A 19,138-nucleotide genomic window follows, 5' to 3' on the forward strand; every position below is an offset into this window, starting at 1 on the left:
GAGGTGCCCATGGAGCAGACGTCCTCACCCTCCTCTCCGGCCTCCCCCGCAATGCCGTCCGGTACGTCCGTCGCGCGGCCGGCGGGCACTGCCTCGCTGGTGGCCGCGCTGGTCGCCGCGGCGGTCGCCTGCCAGCTGTGCATCTCGATGCCGACGCCGGCGCTGCCGGACATCGCGGACCGGCTGCACACCGGCACCGCGACGGTCGGTATGGCGCAGGCGGTGTTCTTCCTGCTGGGCGGGTTGCTGTCGGTCATCGTGGCGGCGTGCAGCGACTACGGCCGCACCCGGACGCTGATGGTCGCCGCGCTGGCGCTGGCCGTGGTGGGCTCGATCGTTGCCGCGGCGGCGCCCACGACCGCGGTGTTCGCCGTGGGCCGGGCCCTGCAGGCCACGGCCACGGCGGTGTTCCCGCTGGCGCTGCGGGTGATGCGGCAGACCCTCGGGCCCCGGGAGTTCGGCCGGGCGATGGGGCTGATCACGGCCGCGAACGGTGGCATCGTCGGTCTCGACGGGCTGCTGTCGGGCTGGCTCACCGACCGGTACGGCTTCCGCTCGGTGTTCGTGGTGATGGCCGTGTTCGGCGTGGCCACGATGGTGTTCCTGGCGCGTACGGTGCCGGAGACCGGGCGGTCCTCGACCGGCCGCCTGGACTGGCCGGGCCTGGCCGTGCTGTCCCTGGGGCTGGCGTGCGTGGAGCTCGGCGTGGGCATGGCGGGCCGGGCTCCGGTGGGCGGGGTGGTGGTCCTGCTGGTGCTGGGGGCGGGGTTCTTCGTGGCGTTCCCCGTGGTGGAGCGGCGGCGCCCGGAGCCGCTGCTCCCGCCGGGCCATCTGAGCTCGCGCTCCACGTGGCCGGTGCTGCTGACGTCGATGCTGGTGACGATGGGCATGCTCAGCACCGTCAACTTCGTGGTGCCGGTGTTCGGGCAGAACGACCGCTTCGGGTTCGGCCTGTCGGCCACCGGCGCGGCGCTGCTGTTCATCGTGCCGGTGTGCCTGGTCAACGTGTTCATGGCGCCGGCGATGGGCACGCTGGCGGCCCGCACCGGCTGGCGCCGCGTACTGCGCTGGTCCACGGCCCTGATGGTGCCGGTGCTGGTGGCGCTCGCACTGGGGCTCCACTCGCAGGTGCTGGCCGTGCTGCTGGTGGTGCTCGTGGGCTTCGGGCTGGCGGGGGCGATGACCCCGCTGAACGGGCTGAGCGCCATCCTCGCCGCCCCGCGCAACCCGAGCCTGCTGCCGGGCGTCAACTCGGCGGCGTACGGCATCGGTTCGTCACTCGGCTTCCTGATGGCGTCGCGACTGGCCGGGTCGTCCGACGCGGCGGGCGCGGCGTCCGCGGACGGGTTCCGGGCGGCGGTGTGGACGGCCGCGGCCGTCATCGCCCTGGCCTTCGCGGCGTCGCTGCTGATCCGGGGCCGCGCGGGCGACGAGGAGAAGGTCTGATGGGCTCGGCCGGCGGACGCCGCCGCGCCGTGGTGGTGGGCGCGGGCATCGGCGGCCTGGCCGCGGCGGCGGGCCTGACCCGGACCGGCTGGGACGTCCTGGTGCTGGAACGCTCCCCGGAGCTGCGTACCGAGGGCGCGGGCATCTCGCTGCTGGCCAACGCGCAGCGGTCGCTGGACCGCCTCGGCGTCGGCGAACGGGTGCGCGCCCGCGCGGCGGTCATGCTGCCGGGCGGCGACGGCGTCCGCCGCCCGTCGGGCCGCCGGCTGATGCCGCCCGCGAACCCGGCGTTCGTCCGCCGCCACGGCCTGTCCACGGCTGTGCTGCTGCGCGCGGAACTCCACGCGGCGCTGCGGGACGCCGTACCGCCGGACCGTATCCGCACCGGTACGGAGGTGACGGGCGTGGAAGAGCTGGCGGGCGGCGGGGTACGGGTGCGCTACCGGGACGCGACGAAACCCGCCGAGGTCACCGCGGACGTGGCCGTCGCGGCCGACGGCGTGCACAGCCGGCTGCGGGGGCAGCTGTGGCCGACCGCCCCCGGGCCGGTGTACAGCGGGCACAGCGTGTGGCGGGGCGTGGCCGAGGTGGACCGCCGCGGCGAGCCGGGCGGCACGACGTGGGGGCGGGGCCTGGAGTTCGGCCGGATGCCGCTGGCCGACGGCCGCGTGTACTGGTACGCCGTGGCGAACACGCCGCCCGGCGCGCACGCCCCGGACGAGCACGACCGGGTGCTGCGACGGTTCGGCACCTGGCACGCCCCGATCCCCGCGCTGCTGAAGGCCACTCCCCCGGACCGGGTGCTGCACCACGACGTGTTCGAGCTGCTGCCGCCGCTGCCCGGCTACGTCGTCGGCCGCACCGCCCTGCTGGGCGACGCGGCGCACGCAATGACGTCGGACCTGGGGCAAGGGGCGTGCCAGGCGCTGGAGGACGCGGTGGTGCTCTGCGCGGAGCTGGCACGCCACGACGACGTACCGGCGGCTCTGGCGGCGTACGACCGGAGCCGGCGGCCGCGGGCCCAGTCGGTGGTGGAGGCGTCGCACCGGATGGGCCGTACGAAGCTGCGCGACGCGTGGTGGCAGGTGCTGTTGCGCGACGCGCTGATGGCGCTGGTGCCGCCGCGCGCGGGCGAGGCGGCACTGGCCCGGATCGGGGACTGGCACCCGCCGGAGCTGACGGACGAGGGAGGGACGGCACGGTGATCGTCGTCATCGGGGCGAGCGGAAACGTAGGCCGCGAGGTCGTGACCAGGCTGCTGGAGCGCGGACTGCGCCCCCGGGCACTGACCCGGAACCCGCAAGGCGCCGCCTTCGCCCCGGGCGTCGAGGTGCTCGGCGGCGACCTGGACGACCCGGGCACGGCCGACCGGGCCCTGGACGGCGCGGACGCCGCATTCGTGGCAACCGCGGGCCCGGCGGCACCGGCCCACGACGAGGCCCTGGCCCGGGCGGTGGCCCGCTGCGGGGTGCCGCGCGTGGTTCGGGTGTCGTCGGTGGCGGCCCTGCCGCCGGTGACCGACGCCTACGGCACGGCACACGCGGCGGCGGAGGAGGCGTACCGGGCGACGGGTACGGCCTGCACGTTCCTGCGCCCGGCGGCCTTCATGTCGAACACGCTCCAGTGGGCCTGGTCGGTGAAGGCCGACGGCACGATGCACCAGCCGTTCGGCGACCTCCCGCAGGCGGTGGTGGACCCGGCGGACGTAGCCGAGGTAGCCGTACGCACCCTGACGGAACCGGGCCACGAGGGCAAGGCATACACCCTGACCGGCCCGGAACCCCTCACGGCCCGAGACCGCGCCCACCGCCTGGCCCAAGCCCTGGGCCGCCCCCTGACGTTCGTCGACGCGTCCGAGGAGGAGGCCCACCAAGCAATGGTCAAGGCGGGCCTCCCGGACGACTACGTCACGGCCCTCCTCACCGCCCTGGGCGACCCGACCCCAGCACGCGGCGCCGTACCACTCCCCACGGTGGAGGAATTGACAGGCCGCCCACCACGCCGCTTCGACACCTGGCTGAAGACAAACCTGCACCACTTCCGCTGACCAGCCCGGCGGCGGGCCGACGCACAGCGCAACGCGCCGCGGTCAGTCGATGCCTTCGATGATGCGGAAGTCGCGCTCGAAGCCGTCGGGGAGGGCCACCAGCGCCTTCTGGTATGCCTCGCTCTCGTATGCCGCGACGGCCCGTTCAAAACTCGTGCGGCCGCACGGATCGGTATCGCACAGCCCGCCCTCAGTGCCCGGATGCGCCGATTGGAGGCGGAACTCGGTACGGCCCTGCTGGTCCGCACCACGCGTAGCGTCGTGTTGACCACGGCCGGTGCGGCTTTGGCGGAGTCCGCGCCGCCCGCGCTGGCGGCGCTGGACCGGGCATGGGACACCGCCCGGAGCGCGGCAGCCGGCGAACTCGGCACGCTGCGCGTCGGATACAGCCTCAGCGCCGGGGCCGAGACGGCACCGGCCCTGGTGGACAGGCTGATGCACGGCAACAGCGGACTCGAGGTCGGCGCAGTCCCGATGGCGACACCGGAGATCTCCCCCGCGGTCGCCGACGGCCGCATCGATGCCGGGATCACCCGCGGTGAACAGCCGGGCCGTGGCGTGCGCCGGTTCCTGCTGCGGCGTGCGCGCGTCGGGGTCCAGCTGGCGCAGCACCATCCGCTGGCCGACCACCCGGAGATCGAGATCGCCGACGCGGCCGCGTATCCGCTGCGACTCCCGGACCGTGCGGCCAACCCCGTGATCCACGATCAGCTGTCCGCGCTGTTCCGGGACATTCGACCACACCCTCGATTCCACACGCCCGCAGTGTCCTTCGACATGTCTCAGCGCGACCTGCGCGACGGGCTCACCCTCGCCCCGGCCGGAGAAGCCGCAGCCGCGACACAACCGTCCGGCCTCACCTGGCGACCGCTGCGGGGCGCGCCCAGCCTGACGTTCCACCTGGTCCTCCCACGCGAACAGTCGCCACTGCACCGTCGCGTCCGTGCCGTCGCCAAAGCCCTGGCGCACGAGCTGCATTGGCTGGCGGACTGAGGGCACAGGTTCAACGGCTCCGCGGCAGGCGGAAGCGACGGCGGATACGGCTCGCCGAACCGGGCTACGCGGCGCCGAAGTCGGATCGGGCGCAGGTGCGGGTTGTCCGTGGCTACGATGCGGGTGGCTGTGTTCTGCTGACGGCGAGGGCAGGCGGTGCTGGGGATGCGCGTGGTCGTCCTGGGAGAGTTCCGCGCGGACAGGCTGGTCGCGCCGCTCAGCAGCGGCGGCGCCGATGTCGTCGTCCTCGGGGGTACGGAGCTGGGCTCGTTGCTGGGCCCGGACGTGGCATGCGCGCAGCTGCCCGACAGCCTGAGCGAGCAGGGGACGCTGCGGTTGCTGACCGGCCTTGGCGCAGATGTCGCGGTGCCGAACATGGGGTGCTACGGCCAGGAGCAGTTCCTGCCCGTCTACGCTGCCGCGGCCTGTCGCTTCCGGTCGGAGGGGAAGGGCATGCCTGCCCACCCTCCGGGATTCGCCATGCTGGCCAGCGACAAGACAGTACTGCACCGCACGGCGCGCCAACGTGGCTGGCCCGTACCGCAGGGCAGGGTGTGCGCGGAGGCGAGGGCCGTGCGCGAGGCGGTCCGTGAGATCGGGCTTCCTGTTCTGGTCAAGGAAGCCCGTAGCGAGTTCAGCGTCGGCCGGTATTACGTTCGCGACGCGGCGCACCTGGACTCGGTGACGGACACGGTGAGATTCCCGGTCCTGGTCCAGCAAGCAGTCAGCGGTGAGGAGTTCGGAGTCGAGCTGCTGACCTGGCAGGCATCGACGCTCGCATGGCCGGTGGCTTCCGTGGGTCGTCTCGACGGGGATTGCGACCCCGGCCGCAGGGTCAGGGTCGCCCCTGCGGCGCTGCCCGCCGGGGCGGAGAACGAACTGGCCGCCACCGTCCACGACATCGTGCGGGCGTTCCGGCCGTGGGGGCCGTGGCAGATCGATTTTGCCGTGGACGAGGAGGGCCGGCTGAAGGTCATCGAGTTGAACGGCCGGCTCAGCGGGGTGTCCAACATGAGCTGGAGGAGCACGGGAGTGGACCCGCACGCGGCGTATGCCCGAGTTGTGCTCGGACGTCCGTTGCCTCGCCGCGTACGAGCCGCCAGGGTCGTGGTGGAGTTGCTGGTGCCCAATGGCGTGATCCTGCCGCCGGTCCCGGCGGGGCTCGAGCTGACGCTCTTCCCGGGCACGCCGATGAACCCGGCTCCCTGCGTCCGCGGATACTCCCGGCCGGTACTCGGCGTACCGGAACACCACGCGGACGCGGCTCACGCCTGGCTGCGCGCCCTGCCCCCGGGGACGCTTCTGAACACCTTGGACGAGGCGGCATCCCAACTGGACCGCGGTCTGCGTGCCCTGCGGAGCGGGAGCACGTCGCTCCTTGCCTGATCAGGCGAGGAGGTCGGTGATGAGCTTGCGGGCCCTTCCGGAGACGAGCGGCGTGACGCCGTGGACGAGTTGGCTGCCGTAGACCACCAAGGTCCCCGGCGGCGGGACACAGATCCAGCGGGTGTGGGGGATCTCGTCCAGCTTGACGGGCCCGCTGCGGGCGGTGATCTCGGGGACGTAGCGGGTGCCGGGTCCGTGATCACTGCTGTCCGGGACCGCCTGGCTCCACAGGTCGTCGGATGCATAGGTGTCGAGGTAGAACTGACCGCCTTCGTCGGCGTCCTGGAGGTTGAAGACGACCCGGGCGATCCGGTGGGGGCGCGCCTGGGGGTCGCCGACGCCGTGGACGTGCGGGCGGATCCTGTCGCCGGGTTTGAGGTCGTGGTAGAGCCATTCGTCGACGCCCACGGCAGAGGGAAAGACCCTGCGCAGGACAGGCAGGGCACGGTGCACGGCACCGTTGAGGACCGCCTGTGCCGCCTGGGGCGGGGTCGTTCCCTCACTGGGGCGTGCGGGCACCCATCCGGTGGCCGCAAGATGATCGTCGACGATCTTGGTGAGTTCGGCGGTCTCGTCGGTCGTCAGGAAGTCCTCGACGGTCTGGACGCCCAGGGTCTCGGTCATGTGGATCACAAGCGGACTCCTCTCGCGGCGCTCAACGGCCCTTGTCCTCATTCCAGTGCGGGCCCGGGCCGATGCCCAGTCCCCGGCCCGGCCAATGTCGCAGGGCGCCTTGACGAGGTGTGCGCATGGGCCGGAGGTTGGAGGAATGACGTCCCGGGGCGAGGGTGTGGACACCAAGGTGCTCGTCGTGGGTGCCGGACCGACCGGGCTGCTGCTGGCGTGCGAACTGGCACTGGCCGGTGTCCGGACCCAAGTGATCGACAAACGCGAGGACCCGCACCGGGAGTCACGGGCCCTGAACCTCCACCCGCGCAGCATGGAGCTGATGGACATGAGGGGCCTGGCCGGACGGTTCCTGGCCGTCGGCCGGACCGTACCCGGCTGGCAGTTCGCGGCCGGCCTCCGCCGCCGGCTCGACTTCACCGCACTCGACACTCGGCACTCCTACGCCCTCCTGCTGGCCCAGTCCCGTACCGAGGAACTGTTGTCCGAACGGGCCCGCGAACTGGGAGTGGAGTTCCACCGCGGGCGTGAGGCCGTCGGCCTGAGACAGGACGCCACAGGCGTCGATGTCGAAGTGTCGGAGGGCGAAGGCAGGCCGTTGACCGTGCGCTGCGCGTACGCGGTCGGCTGCGACGGCGGGCGCAGCATCGTCCGGCAGGCAGGCGGCATCGGATTCCCGGGGACGGACGAGTCGATGACGGCAGTGGTGGGGGACTTCGCCAAAGCCGATCACTCCTGCAACGAACAGGCCAGGCGGCACGGCGTCCTCGTCGCCCGGCTCGAGGCAGGGCTGACCCGGTTCGTCGTCATGGACCCACAGCGGCTGCGGGTGCCGTCCACCGAGCCGGTGACCGTCGAGGAGTTCCGCAGTTCGCTGATACGGGTGTGCGGCACGGACTGCGGCATCGGCGAGCCCCGGTGGCTGTCGCGGTTCGGCAACACCACCCGGCTCGCCGAGACGTACCGGCGCGGCCGGGTCCTGCTGGCCGGCGACGCCGCGCACATCCACTTCCCCGTCGGCGCCCAGGGGCTGAACACCGGCCTGCAGGACGCCATGAACCTCGGCTGGAAACTCGCCGCCACGGTGCGCGGCTGGGCACCTCCCGGCCTGCTGGACACGTACCACGCCGAGCGCCATCCCGTCGGCCACGCCGTGACCAGCGGCACACGGGCACAGGCCCTGCTGGTGGAACTGCCGCTCACGGAGCAGTACCGGTACCCGGCAACTCTCCTGTGTACGCTGCTGGATGACCTCCTGGCCATGAAGGACGTCAACCGGTACCTGGCCGCGAGAATCTCCGCGCTCGACACCGCCTACCCCGCCACGTCGCCGGACGCCGACCCCCTCGTCGGCCGGCGGATGCCCGACCTCGGCCTCACCATCCCGACCGGGTGGGCCCATGTGTACGGACTCCTGCATGACGGGCGTTTCCTGCTGCTCCGCCTCAACGGCCAGGGCAGCGCTCTGGACCCCGGCGACACGGACAGGGCGCACCGGGCCCGGACGGTCACCGCTGTCCGGCACGACGAGCATCCCGATCTCGACGGTGTACGGGAAATCCTGGTGCGTCCGGACGGCCACATCGCCTGGGCCACCCGCACCACCGAGCCCCGAGCCCTGCACGCGGAACGAGCCGAAGCTCTCGACGCATGGACGAGGACCCCTTCCCTGGACAACGGGTAGCCCGGATCAGGGAAGGCTCTCTTCACTGCACTGTGGGAGACCCACCGCCGTGAGCAGGCACCCGGTGAGCGACCTCGACAGCATCACACGGACGGAACATCCCCCCAGCCGAAGTGAGTTGACCGCCCCCAGCGGTGGATGCCCCGGCCGGGGTCCGAGGGGGTCCGCTGCTATAGTCCGGGGCCATGGGCGAGCCCAGGGACTTATCGACCTACTGGAGGCCCGCAGTCGGCGGAGTCGAAGTGCTGCACGCCCACTTCAGAAGGCACCGGTACCCGCGTCACACCCACGATGCCGTCACCGTCGCGCTCGTCGACAGCGGCGCGGCCTCCTTTCTCTATCGGGGCGAGACCCACACCGCTGCGGCCGGTGACGTTTTCGTCATCGATGCCGGTGAGGTGCACACCGGCGTGCTCGCTCACCCGCAGGGTTACCGCTACCGGGTGCTGTACCTGGCGCCGGGCACCCTGGAGCGGCTGCAGGACGACGACTCGGCGGGCGACCGGGCCCGGCGGCGCGCGTCGGGCTACCGGGAGACGGTCATCCGGGACACCCGGCTCGCCGCCTTACTGGGCCGCGTGCACGACGCGCTGCGGCCACCCGGGAACCCGATGCTCCAGGAGGTGCTCCTCGCCAGGTTCGCCCGGGCGCTGGCGGAGGGGTACGGGTACGGGCCTGTCGATGCGGTACGGCCCGAGCCGCCGCGCGCGGGTCACCGCGCTGTGGCGATGGCCCGCGCGTACCTGGAGGACCGTCTGGCGGACAAGGTGTCGCTGCACGACCTTGCCGCGCAGACCTGCGTCAGCCCGTACCGGCTGGCCCGGCTGTTCAACGCAGAGGTGGGCATGCCGCCGCACACCTTCCAGAACCTGCTGCGCGTCCAGCGGGCCCGGCAGCTGCTCGCCGGGGGTGCGCGGGCGGCGGGGATCGCCCGTGAGGTCGGGTTCTACGACCAGGCCCATCTGAACCGGGTCTTCAAGCGCTACACCGGGGTGACGCCCCACCAATTCAGGGTGGGCACGAGGGGTCCCCGGTAGCCTCCCGCCCTCCGGAGGACGGCTTCGTCGAGGACGAAGCCGCCGGCCCGGCCGCCCCGGCGTGGACGGTACGGCGTGCACTGCCTGCCCCGCTGCCGCACGAACGAACACGGGAACGGACACGATGACGAAGGGTGGGCACACATGCCACGAGAGAAGATACGGAGCGCCCGCGGAGGCGCACCGGTGAGCGGCGCGCCCGAAGACGGGAAGCGGGCCTCGGGGGCTTCGGTCTACGCCATGCTCGTCCTGACCATGGCGCTGTGGGGAAGTGCCTTCCCCGCGTCGAAGGTGATGGTGGGCGACGTTCCGCACCAGGTGGCGGCCCTGCTGCGGTTCGGCTTCGGCGGGCTGGTCATGCTCGCCTGGCTGCTGGGCACCGGCGGACGGCTTGCCCTGACCCGGCGGGACCTGGCCCGGACCGCCCTCGCCGGATCGCTCGGTGTCTTCGGCTACAACACCCTGTTCTTCTGGGGGCTGGCGCTGGCGCCGTCGATCGACGGCTCCATCATCGTCCCGGTCTTCGCACCGGTCATCACCAGTGCCGTCGCGGTCCTCTTCTTCCGTGAGCGCACCACGGTGATGCGGGTCGCCGGGCTGGCCCTCGGTATCGGCGGCGCGGTGGTCTTCCTGCTCGGTGTGGGGGGACCGGCCGGTGGGCGGCGGCTCCTGGGCGACCTGGTGTTCCTGGCGGCGGCCTGCTGCTGGTCGGCGTACACGCTGGTGTCCAAGCGCCTGCTCACCGGCGACCCGGTGCGGGCCACCGCGCTCGCGACGCTCAGCGGCTCGGTGCTGCTGGCCCTGGTGGCGCTGCCGGCCCTGCCGGCGGTGGCCTGGGGCTCCCTGTCCGGAAGCTTCTGGGCCATCGTGGCCTATCTCGCCGTCGGGCCGACGGCAGTCGCCTACGTCTTCTACTACCGCGGGGTACAGGCCGTGGGGCCTGCCACGGCGACGGTGATGATGTTCCTGTCGCCGGTCTTCGGAGCGGGCGGCGGCGCACTGTTCCTCGGCGAGGGGCTCAACCTGGTCCAGGGCTGCGGCGCCCTGCTGATGACCGGCGGCGCTCTGCCGGCCGTCTTCGGCGGTCTGCCGCGGCGCAAGGGGGACCCGGAAGAGCCGGACGAGGTCGTCCCGGAACGGGCGGCGCGGACCGACACGACGGAGGCACGGTGACCGACGCACCCCTCGCCGCACGACTGCGCGACCTGGCGGGCCCCACCATCTTCAGTGAGATGACCGCTCTGGCCCAGGCGGCCGGGGCCGTGAACCTCGGGCAGGGCTTCCCCGACGGCGACGGCCCCGCGGCTCTGCTCGAAGCCGCCCATGCGGCGATCGACCAGGGCCTGAACCAGTATCCGCCGGCCACGGGGCTGCCGGTGCTGCGGAAGGCGATTGCGGCGCGGCGGGCGGCGGATCACGGGGTGGAGTACGACCCGGAGACCGAGGTGGTGGTGACGGCCGGGGCGACGGAGGCAATTGCGGCGGCGCTGATCGGGCTGTGCGAGCCGGGTGACGAGGTCGTGGTGTTCGACCCGCTGTACGACTCCTACGGCGCCTGTCTGGCGATGGCGGAGGTGCGGCGGGTTCCGGTGCTGCTGGAGTACGACGGCACGCGCTTCTCCTTCGACCCCGACGCCCTGCGCGCCGCCGTCGGCCCGCGCACCCGGCTGATCCTCCTGAACACCCCGCACAACCCCAGCGGCAAGGTCTTCGACGCCCGAGAGCTCGCACTGATCGCCGAATTGTGCGTGGAGCACGACCTGATCGCGGTGGTCGACGAGGTCTACGAGTACCTGGTCTACGACGGCCTGCGGCACCTGACCCCTGCCGCGCTGCCGGGCATGCGCGAACGCACCCTGTCCATCTCCTCCGCCGGCAAGACCTTCAGCGCCACCGGCTGGAAGGTCGGCTGGGCCTGCGGCCCGGCGCCCCTGGTCACGGCCGTCCGCACCGTCAAGCAGTACCTGACCTTCGGCACCGGTACGCCGTTCCAGGCCGCGGTCGCCCACGGCCTGACGGCGTGCATGGACTGGGTCGAGGAGCTGCGGGCCGGGCTGGAGAGCCGTCGCGACCTGCTGGTGGCGGGGTTGCGGACCGGCGGCATCACCACGTACCCGAGCAGCGCCACGTACTTCCTGCAGATGGACGCCCGGTCCTTCGGCACCGGCGACGGCGACGCGCTGTGCCGGGAGCTGGTCCGCTCGGCCGGGGTGGTGGCGATCCCCAGCGTCGCCCTGTACGACGACAAGAAAGCCGGCCGCCACCTCGTCCGGCTCGCCTTCTGCAAGGACGAGGAACTGCTGGCCGGCGCTGCCGGGAGGCTGGCGGCGCAGGCCCGGGCCGCCGGGGCGGGGCAGGTCGCGCGACCGGCGCGGGACCTGGACGGGAGGGCAAGAACGTCCAAGACATGACGGCCTCCGCCTGTGAAGAATCGGGGCATGCGCGTCTTGGCCGGGCGCGTGCACGAGCACAACCGAGGAGGCATCAGCAATGACCGACGAGAGCTCGCCGACCCCGGTGGTCTGGGACACCAAGATCGCCGTGGTGCTGCGGGAGGATCTCGAGACGTGGCAGAAGCTCAACGTCACCGCCTTCACCGTCAGCGGCATCGCGGCCACGGTGGAGAACGTGACCGGTGAGCCCTACCGGGACGCCTCCGGTGTGACGTACCTGCCGATGTTCCGCCAGCCGGTCCTGGTGTTCGCCGCGGACGGCGAGACGCTGTCGCGGATCCATGAACGCGCCCTGCGGCGCGAGGTCCCGACGGCGGTCTACACGGAGGAACTCTTCGTGACCAACAACGACGAGGACAACCGGGCCGCGGTCGCCGCCGTGGCCACGGAGAAGCTGCGCCTCGTCGGTCTGGCCCTGCGCGCCGACCGGAAGGTCGTCGACAAGGTGGTCAAGGGCGCGTCGCTGCACCCGTAGCCCGGCTGCCGGGGCGGCACGCCGTACCGCCCCGGCACTGCCGGATGCCCGGCCGAGCACGATCAGGAACCACCAGCGCCGCCGTCGCGAGAGACCAGGTGACCAGGTGACCGATGTGACCAGTCCGGACTGCATACTGATCGGCTTCAACGAGATCGACTTCGCGGACTTCGCCCGGGCCCAGAAGGTGTTCGAGGCGACGTCCGGCTCCTACCGCGAACTGCTGACCAACTCGGTGCTCCTCGGCGACCGCCGGATGACGTACATGGACCTGCTCAACAAGGTGCGGGAGCGGATGTCCGGGCGCCCCTCCCGGCTGACCGCCTTCGAAATGCCCAGCCTCGGCGTCGCCTACCTCACCAGTTTTCTGCGCCGTCGTGGATTCGACGTCGGTGTCGTCAACTTCTTCAACTCCGGCAAGGAGCACCTGGCGGGGCTGCTGTCCGGTTCTCCCCGGGCCGTGGCCATCACCACCACCTACTACGTCGATGACGAACCGATTCGGCAGATCATCCGGTTCGTACGGGAGCACAACCCCGACGTGCCGGTCGTCGTCGGCGGCCCCCGGGTGCACAACCTCTGCGCGGGCCAGCCGGCCCAGGTGCAGGACGTCCTCCTGGGCGCCATCGGCGCGGACATCTACATCAACAGCTCGCAGGGCGAGGACACGCTCGCCTCCGTGCTCACGGCCCTGCGCGACGGCGGCGGGGACCTCAGCAGAACGCCCAACCTCATCTACCGCGACCCCGTCTCCCCGCGCGGCCCCATGAAGCGCACCCTGTCCGTGGTGGAGAGCAACGACCTCGACGCCGAAGCAGTCGACTGGTCCACCTTCGACCCGGAATTCTTCGCCCCCACCACCTATATGCGCACCTCGCGCAGCTGTTCCTTCGGCTGCGCCTTCTGCAACTACCCGGCCATGGCCGGTCCGCTGACGCTCAGCGACCTGTCCACCATCGAGGCGGAGCTGCGGTACCTGTGCGACCACGGCGTCCGCAACATGATCTTCATCGACGACACCTTCAACGTGCCGCTGCCGCGGTTCAAGAAGATCTGCCGCATGATGATCGAGAACAAGTTCGACCTGCGGTGGGTGTCCTTCTTCCGCTGCTCCAACGCCGACGACGAGGCCTTCGACCTCATGGCGGAGGCCGGGTGCATCGGTGTCTTCCTCGGTATCGAGTCCGGCGACCAGCGGATCCTCAAGAACATGACGAAGTTCGCCCGGACCGACCGGTACGAGTACGGCATCCGCGAACTGACCCGCCGGGGCATCGTCACGCTCGCCTCCATCGTGCTCGGCTTCCCCGGCGAGAACGAGGAGAGCGTCACCAACACCATCGACTTCCTCAACCGCACGCAGCCGACCTTCTACAACGTCCAGCTCTACTACCACGACGTGCTCGCCCCCATCGAGAAGCAGCGCGAGAAGTACGGCATCGAGGGCAGTGGCTACTCCTGGCGGCACGCCACGATGAGCTGGCAGGAGGCGGCGGACTGGAAGGACGAGTTCATCCGCCGCGTGCAGGGGCCGGCGCTGATGCCGCTCTACGGGCTCAGCATCTGGTGCATCCCCTACCTCCTCTCCCAGGGGATGACCATGGAGGAGATCACCCGCTTCGTGCGCAGCGCCACCCGTCTGGTCATCAAGGGCCTGGACGCCGAGTGGATCGACCCGGAGCCCGAGCTGGACGCCATCGTCCGCGAGCTCACCGGCACGGACGCCGTTCGTGCGTAGCGGCACGGAAGCCACCGGCGGGACCGGCTGGCTCCGTGTCTGGCGGCCGCGCCCGGCCGCCCGGGCCCGGCTCCTGTGCCTGCCGCCCGCCGGCAGCCCGGCGGCCCTCTACCGGCCGTGGGCGGAGCTGATTCCGCCCTCGGTGGAGCTGGCCGCCGTCGAACCGCCCGGCCACGGCACCCGCTACGGCGAACCGTTCCCGGCCTCCTTCGCCGAGGTCACCGAGGCGGTGACCAGTGCTCTGGCACGGCTGCCGGAACGTCCCACCGCGGTCTACGGGCACAGCCTGGGCACGGTCCCCGCCCTGGACATCGCCCGCGCCCTCGACAGGGCCGGCCGCCCGCCCGCCGCGCTGCTCGTCTCCTCGCGCAACGCCCCCTCCGCGCCCGGCGGGCCCCCGGCGGCCGGCCTCACCGACCGGCAGTTGCTCGGCCTGCTCCGGGAACTCTCCGGCACGGACGAGCGCGTCCTGGCCGACCCCGGCCTGACGCAGGCCCTCCTCCCGGTCCTGCGCGCCGACATCGCCCTGCTCGCCGCGTACACGTACACCCCCGGGCCGCCGCTCGGCTGTCCGGTGCGCGTCTACGCCGGCCTCGACGACACCACCACAACCCCCGCCGGCCTGGCCGCCTGGCGCCGGGAGAACCCGCGGGACTTCCGCATCCACCGGCTGCCGGGCGGCCACTTCTTCTTCCGCGGCCGGGAACGGTCGTTCCTGGCACGGCTCGTGGCCGACATCGCCCCGCCCACGGCGGCGGGAGAAGGGACGTTCCCCCCATGGCAGGCGTCGAAGCCCTGATACCCCCCTCCCCCGGGCCGGCCGCCGGCCACGGCCCCTCGGCACCGCCCGGTGCAGCCCGGCCGCCGGCCACCGTGACCACGGCCGGGTCCGTCGCCGGGCAGGTCGACGTCCGGGCGCTGCGCGCCGCGCTGCGGACGGCGGCGGACCGCCGCCCCGCCCTGCGGCCGGCCGCCACGGACGACCCCGACGGCCGCACCCTGCTGCCCGTGCTCGACCTTCGTGACGTTCCCGGGAGCGAACGCGAGGAGGCGGTACGGGAGGTCCTGGAGGAGGTGGCCCTCGCACCGTGGGCCGGCACCGCCCCCGGCGCACCGGCACTGCGCGCCCGTCTGGTGCTCGTCCCCGACGGTGCCGTACTGGCCGTGGCCGGACGCCGGCCGGTGCTGGACGAACTGTCGCTCGGCGCGTTCCTGCGGGAGGTGTGCAGCGGCTACGACGCCCCCGGGGCACGGCCTCCGCAGCAGCAGCCGGCCCCGCCGGCGGCCACGGCGTACGCGGAGCTGCCCCCGGCCGCTGGCACGCTGCCCACCGACTGGCCGCGGCCCCCGCAACCGTCCGGGACCGCCGCCATGGTGCCCCTGGGCGTCGACGGCGACCTCATGGCCGCCCTGCGAAACCATGCGAAGGCTGCGGGCACCGACGAGTACACGGCGCTGCTGACGGGGGTGCACGCCCTGCTGGCCCGGCACGGCGGGGGTCCCCGCACGGCCGTGTCGTTCAGCACCGGCTGCGCAGGCCCCCGGGAGAGCCGGGCCGACACCGGCCAGGACCCATCGTTCCGCACCCTGCTTGACCAGGTGCGCGAACCCGGCACCGCCGGGGGAACCGACCCGGCGGAACGTGCGGCGGTCGCCCTGACCGTACGGGACCGGCTGCTGCCCCCGGCGCTCGGCGGCCTCCCGCTGACGCCCGTGCCGTTGCCCCGGACCACGTCCGCGCACGAACTGCGGTTCGTCCTCGAACCCCTCCCCGGCGGCGGACTGCAGGGCGTACTGGAGTACGCGCCCGAACTGTTCGAACCGGTCACCGCCCGGCGGCTCGCAGTCCGCCTGCCCCTCCTGCTCCGCGCCGCCGCCGACGCCCCACAGACGCCCCTGAGCAGGCTGCCCCTGCTCACCCCGGACGAACGGCGGCTGGTGATCACCGACTGGAACCACACGGGGCATGTGCCGCAGCCCGCCGCATGCCTCCACGACCTCATCGCCGAGCGGGCCCGCACCGCCCCCTCGGCACCCGCGGTGCTGTGCGGCGGAACTCTGCTGACCTACGGTGACCTGGAGGACCGGGCGAACCGGCTCGCCCGCCTGCTCGCCGAGCACGGGGCGGGCCCCGGCGAGCTGGTGGGCATCTGCTCCCGGCGCTCGGCCGACGTGGTCGTGGGCATCCTCGCCGTGCTCAAGGCGGGCGCGGCGTGGGTACCGCTGGACCCCGCCTACCCGGCGGAACGCCTGGCGTTCATGCTCACCGACAGCGCGACGCCCGTGGTGCTCACCGATTCCTCCGTCACCCTGCCGGAGGGCTGCCGGGCCAGGGTGCTGCCGCTGACGGCGCCGGACGGGCCGGCGGCAGCACCGCCGGACAGCGGCGCCACCCCGGACGCCTTGTGCTACGTCATTTACACCTCCGGGTCCACCGGCCGTCCCAAGGGCGCCGCCAACACCCATCGCGGTGTGCTCAACACCATGCGGTCACTGGTGAGCCGGCTGCGGCTGGACGACACCACGCGGCTGCTGCAGGCGTCGTCGCTCAACTTCGACATGTCGGCGTTCGACGTGCTCAGCACCCTCCTCGCGGGCGGCTGCCTGGTCGTCCCGGAACAGCACGAGGCGAACGACCCCGCCCGGCTGCTGGACCTCGCCCACCGCACCGGGCTCACCGTCTGGAGCTCGACGCCGGCCCTGCTGCGCGGTGCGCTGGACGAGGCGTACTCCACCGGGCGCGGCCTGCCGCCGGGGCTGCGGACCGTGGCGCTCGGCGGTGACCGCTTCCCCCCGGAAGTGCCCGGCATGCTGGCCGACCTGGCGCCCGGGTCCCGGGCCTTCAACTTCGCCGGCATGACGGAGGTGTCCTTCACGACCACCGCCCACCCGGTCACCGCCGCCGATGCGCACCGGCCCTCGGTGCCCTGGGGCAGACCGCTGCCGGGCCAGCTGGTGTACGTCCTGGACGAGCACGGCGAGCCGGTGCCGCCCGGCATCCCCGGCGAGCTGTACATCGGCGGCGCCGGGGTGGGCCAGGGCTACTGGCGGCGGCCGGAGCTGACGGCGGAACGTTTTCTCCCCGACCCGTTCTCCGCCGAGCCCGGGAGCAGGATGTACCGCACCGGTGACCGGGTACGCCATCTGCCCGACGGTGCGCTCGAGTTCCTCGGGCGGCTGGACCACCAGGTGAAGGTACGCGGCTTCCGGATCGAGACGGGTGAGGTCGAGGCCGCGCTCACCCGGCATCCCCGGGTCCGGGAGGCCGTGGTGGAGGCCCGGCCCGACGCCGCCTCCGCCGGCGACCACAGGCTGGTGGCGCACCTCGCGCTCGACGGGCCCGGCCCGGCGGTTCCGGTGGAGGAGCTGCGCGGCTTCCTGGGCGGGCAACTGCCCGGCCCCATGGTGCCCGCCGTGTTCCTCGTGCACGAGCGGCTGCCGCTCACCCCTGGGGGGAAGACCGACCGTGCAGCGCTGGCAGCGGTCGCCGTGCCCGAGGGCCGGCCGGACCTCGACACGCCGTACGTCGCCCCTCGCGACGAGGTGGAGAGCGCCATCGCCGCCGAGTGGTGCCGGGTGCTGGGGGTGGACGCGGTGGGGGCGCACGACGAGTTCGCCGCGCTGGGCGGGCACTCGCTGCTGGCGACGGCCACGATGGCGGCGCTCTCCGACGTGCTGGGGGTGCCGCTGTCGGCACGCGACCTGTTCGAGGCGTCGACGCCCGCCCGGCTGGCGGAGCGGGTGCGCTCCCTGCGGGCCTGAGCGGTGCACCGGCGCGCACTCCGGCCCCGGGGTGCGCGCCGGTCAGCCGCGCGGGTGGATCAGCAGCGTCTGGGCGGAGCGGGCGACCGGTCCGCGGGTGTCGTACAGGGCCGACGTGGCGAGGCCGGGGTGGCCGGGTCCCACTGCGGACCGGGCGTCCAGGTACAGCCAGTCGCCTTCGGGCGGCCGGGCGAAGTGGACCGTGAGATCGGGTGGTACGAATCCCCAGGAATCAATGGGCAGTTCGGCGCTGACGCCGTTGGCCGAGTCGGCCGCCAGCACCACGCGCTGCGCGGGTGTGAGCGGTTCTCCGGCCACCAGTGGCACCCGGGGTCGCAGCCACACCGCGGCCGGGCCCGGCCGGCCGTACTCGCCGTGGACGAAGTGCCAGGCCATGGAGGCGAGGAAGCCGCAGGACCACTCCGGCGGCACCGTGGACTCGGGGTCGTCCGGGTGCGGGGGCGGGCAGGGCGGCTCGGCCTTTTCCTCGTGGGAGGGCACGTCTCCGGGGGCGGGCCGCACGGCCCATGCGGAGGCACGGACCAGTGGGTCGCCGTCGTGGAGGAGTTCGGCGTGCACCAGCCGTACACGCCGGCCGGGGCGTCCGGTCCGGGCCCGTACGGTCAGTGGGCGCAGCGGGAGCGGCCCCAGGATGTCGAAGGTGACGCGGCCGAGGAGGAGTGCGCCGGGCCCGGTGTCCGCAGCTGTGCACTGCTCGATTGCGCGGGTGAGCAGTGCCCCGGGTGGCCCGAAGTGCTGGTGGTCGGGCGACCAGGGGCCCTGGGTGTGCGGGGTGGGGAGGTATTCCCGGTCGCCGGTGCGGGTGAAGTAGGCGCCGGTCACGTACGTCCTTCCGCTGCGGGGGTGCCGGTCAGGAGGACGGGCTGTCCGGCCGGTCCGGCCAGGGTGCTGAGCTTGTGCCGGACGTCGACGGGACGGCGCGGGGCGGTGGTGACGGAGGTGTCGGGGGTGCCGACGTAGAGCCAGCCCAGCAGGCGTTCGCCGGGCCCCGTGCCCAGGCAGGTGCGGACTGCGGCGGAGTCCACGGCCGGCCCGGTGCGCCAGATGGCGCCCCAGCCGCGGCTGTGCAGCAGCAGCTGGAGGGTGTGGACCATGGAGACGGTGGCCGCGAGCTGCTCCCACTCGGGCACCTTGGCGTGCGGCAGGCGGGGGCAGAAGACGATGGACACGAGCAGGGGTGCGCGCAGCGGTTTGGCGCGTGCCCGCTCGGCGGCGACGGGGTCGGGGGCGTCCCGTGCCAGGGCCTCGGCGAGCCGGTCGCGGCCGCTGCCGTGGACCATGACGAGCCGCCAGGGGGTGAGCCGCCCGTGGTCGGGGGCGGTCGACGCCGCCTGGACGAGTTCCAGCATGGTGGCATCGTCGGGCGCGGGTCCGGTGAGCCGGGGGATGCTCCTGCGGGTCAGCACGGTCTCCATGACGTCCATGGCCGTTCCTCCTCCCTCCTTCTGTTCACCCCGTTTACCCTTTTC

The 19,138-nt window shown here is 72.9% G+C and carries 16 protein-coding genes and 1 pseudogene; 13 read left to right on the forward strand and 4 right to left on the reverse strand.

From position 1 onward, the window contains the following. The first annotated feature begins 9 nt into the window (after positions 1–9). From IE305_RS26615 to IE305_RS26625, 3 genes are read left to right on the forward strand one after another with little or no spacing between them, the layout of a single operon-like run. Positions 10–1,446, forward strand: a complete 1,437-nt coding sequence (locus tag IE305_RS26615) for an MFS transporter (RefSeq protein WP_190132308.1) — start codon at positions 10–12, stop codon at positions 1,444–1,446. Then, on the forward strand, positions 1,446–2,651 hold the full coding sequence (locus IE305_RS26620) for an FAD-dependent monooxygenase (RefSeq protein ID WP_190132309.1): 1,206 nt from the start codon (positions 1,446–1,448) through the stop codon (positions 2,649–2,651). The genes IE305_RS26615 and IE305_RS26620 overlap by 1 nt, the downstream gene beginning before the upstream one ends. Further along, entirely contained in the window at positions 2,648–3,493 is an 846-nt protein-coding gene (locus tag IE305_RS26625; RefSeq protein WP_190132310.1) for an NAD(P)H-binding protein, read from the forward strand. The genes IE305_RS26620 and IE305_RS26625 overlap by 4 nt, the downstream gene beginning before the upstream one ends. 42 nt (positions 3,494–3,535) lie before the next feature. Here the strand turns inward: IE305_RS26625 and IE305_RS33205 are convergent. Then, a pseudogene (locus IE305_RS33205) lies at positions 3,536–3,646 on the reverse strand (DUF1330 domain-containing protein); the annotation flags it as partial. Between IE305_RS33205 and IE305_RS26630 the strand changes: the two are divergent. Both IE305_RS26630 and IE305_RS26635 read left to right on the forward strand, forming a co-directional pair. Further along, positions 3,602–4,486, forward strand: coding sequence for a LysR family transcriptional regulator (locus IE305_RS26630; protein ID WP_190132363.1), 885 nt, complete (start codon positions 3,602–3,604; stop codon positions 4,484–4,486). The pseudogene IE305_RS33205 and the gene IE305_RS26630 overlap by 45 nt on opposite strands. A 165-nt stretch (positions 4,487–4,651) precedes the next feature. Next, positions 4,652–5,872 (forward strand): ATP-grasp domain-containing protein, encoded by a 1,221-nt coding sequence (locus IE305_RS26635; RefSeq protein ID WP_190132311.1) that lies wholly within the window; start codon positions 4,652–4,654, stop codon positions 5,870–5,872. On the opposite strand, the gene IE305_RS26640 is transcribed toward IE305_RS26635, so the two are convergent. Beyond that, entirely contained in the window at positions 5,873–6,505 is a 633-nt protein-coding gene (locus IE305_RS26640) for a hypothetical protein (RefSeq protein ID WP_190132312.1), read from the reverse strand. Positions 6,506–6,662: 157 nt separating this feature from the next. Here IE305_RS26640 and IE305_RS26645 point away from each other — a divergent pair, with 157 nt between their 5' ends. From IE305_RS26645 to IE305_RS26680, 8 genes are all read left to right on the forward strand, one after another. After that, positions 6,663–8,183: an FAD-dependent monooxygenase gene (locus IE305_RS26645; RefSeq protein ID WP_190132364.1), complete on the forward strand. Its 1,521-nt coding sequence runs from the start codon at positions 6,663–6,665 to the stop codon at positions 8,181–8,183. A gap of 242 nt (positions 8,184–8,425) precedes the next feature. After that, on the forward strand, positions 8,426–9,220 hold the full coding sequence (locus IE305_RS26650) for an AraC family transcriptional regulator (protein ID WP_190132313.1): 795 nt from the start codon (positions 8,426–8,428) through the stop codon (positions 9,218–9,220). Positions 9,221–9,460: 240 nt separating this feature from the next. After that, positions 9,461–10,393 carry a DMT family transporter gene (locus IE305_RS26655; RefSeq protein ID WP_229891562.1) on the forward strand — a complete coding sequence of 311 codons (933 nt, stop codon included), beginning with the start codon at positions 9,461–9,463 and terminating at the stop codon, positions 10,391–10,393. Next, positions 10,390–11,631, forward strand: a complete 1,242-nt coding sequence (locus tag IE305_RS26660) for a pyridoxal phosphate-dependent aminotransferase (protein ID WP_190132315.1) — start codon at positions 10,390–10,392, stop codon at positions 11,629–11,631. The genes IE305_RS26655 and IE305_RS26660 overlap by 4 nt, the downstream gene beginning before the upstream one ends. Positions 11,632–11,710: 79 nt before the next feature. Next, positions 11,711–12,148: a DUF2000 family protein gene (locus IE305_RS26665; protein WP_190132316.1), complete on the forward strand. Its 438-nt coding sequence runs from the start codon at positions 11,711–11,713 to the stop codon at positions 12,146–12,148. A 106-nt stretch (positions 12,149–12,254) separates the two neighbouring features. After that, positions 12,255–13,886 (forward strand): PhpK family radical SAM P-methyltransferase, encoded by a 1,632-nt coding sequence (locus IE305_RS26670; protein ID WP_190132317.1) that lies wholly within the window; start codon positions 12,255–12,257, stop codon positions 13,884–13,886. Next, positions 13,879–14,685, forward strand: a complete 807-nt coding sequence (locus IE305_RS26675) for a thioesterase II family protein (RefSeq protein ID WP_190132318.1) — start codon at positions 13,879–13,881, stop codon at positions 14,683–14,685. The genes IE305_RS26670 and IE305_RS26675 overlap by 8 nt, the downstream gene beginning before the upstream one ends. Then, entirely contained in the window at positions 14,664–17,648 is a 2,985-nt protein-coding gene (locus tag IE305_RS26680) for a non-ribosomal peptide synthetase (protein WP_190132319.1), read from the forward strand. Before IE305_RS26675 ends, IE305_RS26680 begins: the two co-directional genes overlap by 22 nt. 42 nt (positions 17,649–17,690) lie before the next feature. On the opposite strand, the gene IE305_RS26685 is transcribed toward IE305_RS26680, so the two are convergent. Both IE305_RS26685 and IE305_RS26690 read right to left on the reverse strand, forming a co-directional pair. Beyond that, positions 17,691–18,491: a thioesterase family protein gene (locus IE305_RS26685; RefSeq protein ID WP_190132320.1), complete on the reverse strand. Its 801-nt coding sequence runs from the start codon at positions 18,489–18,491 to the stop codon at positions 17,691–17,693. Further along, positions 18,488–19,093 (reverse strand): nitroreductase family protein, encoded by a 606-nt coding sequence (locus tag IE305_RS26690; protein WP_190132321.1) that lies wholly within the window; start codon positions 19,091–19,093, stop codon positions 18,488–18,490. Before IE305_RS26690 ends, IE305_RS26685 begins: the two co-directional genes overlap by 4 nt. Between the last annotated feature and the right edge of the window lie 45 nt (positions 19,094–19,138).

Origin of the sequence: Streptomyces mashuensis, assembly GCF_014654785.1 — a bacterium.
GTDB classification, from domain to species: domain Bacteria; phylum Actinomycetota; class Actinomycetes; order Streptomycetales; family Streptomycetaceae; genus Streptomyces; species Streptomyces mashuensis.

What these genes read in the sequence shown, in the direction of transcription:
- IE305_RS26680 (WP_190132319.1), top strand. Translation starts at nt 14,664, where the DNA reads ATGGCAGGCGTCGAAGCCCTGATACCCCCCTCCCCCGGGCCGGCCGCC.
- IE305_RS26690 (WP_190132321.1), bottom strand. Translation starts at nt 19,093, where the DNA reads ATGGACGTCATGGAGACCGTGCTGACCCGCAGGAGCATCCCCCGGCTC.
- IE305_RS26655 (WP_229891562.1), top strand. Translation starts at nt 9,461, where the DNA reads ATGCTCGTCCTGACCATGGCGCTGTGGGGAAGTGCCTTCCCCGCGTCG.
- IE305_RS26635 (WP_190132311.1), top strand. Translation starts at nt 4,652, where the DNA reads ATGCGCGTGGTCGTCCTGGGAGAGTTCCGCGCGGACAGGCTGGTCGCG.
- IE305_RS26615 (WP_190132308.1), top strand. Translation starts at nt 10, where the DNA reads ATGGAGCAGACGTCCTCACCCTCCTCTCCGGCCTCCCCCGCAATGCCG.
- IE305_RS26620 (WP_190132309.1), top strand. Translation starts at nt 1,446, where the DNA reads ATGGGCTCGGCCGGCGGACGCCGCCGCGCCGTGGTGGTGGGCGCGGGC.
- IE305_RS26665 (WP_190132316.1), top strand. Translation starts at nt 11,711, where the DNA reads ATGACCGACGAGAGCTCGCCGACCCCGGTGGTCTGGGACACCAAGATC.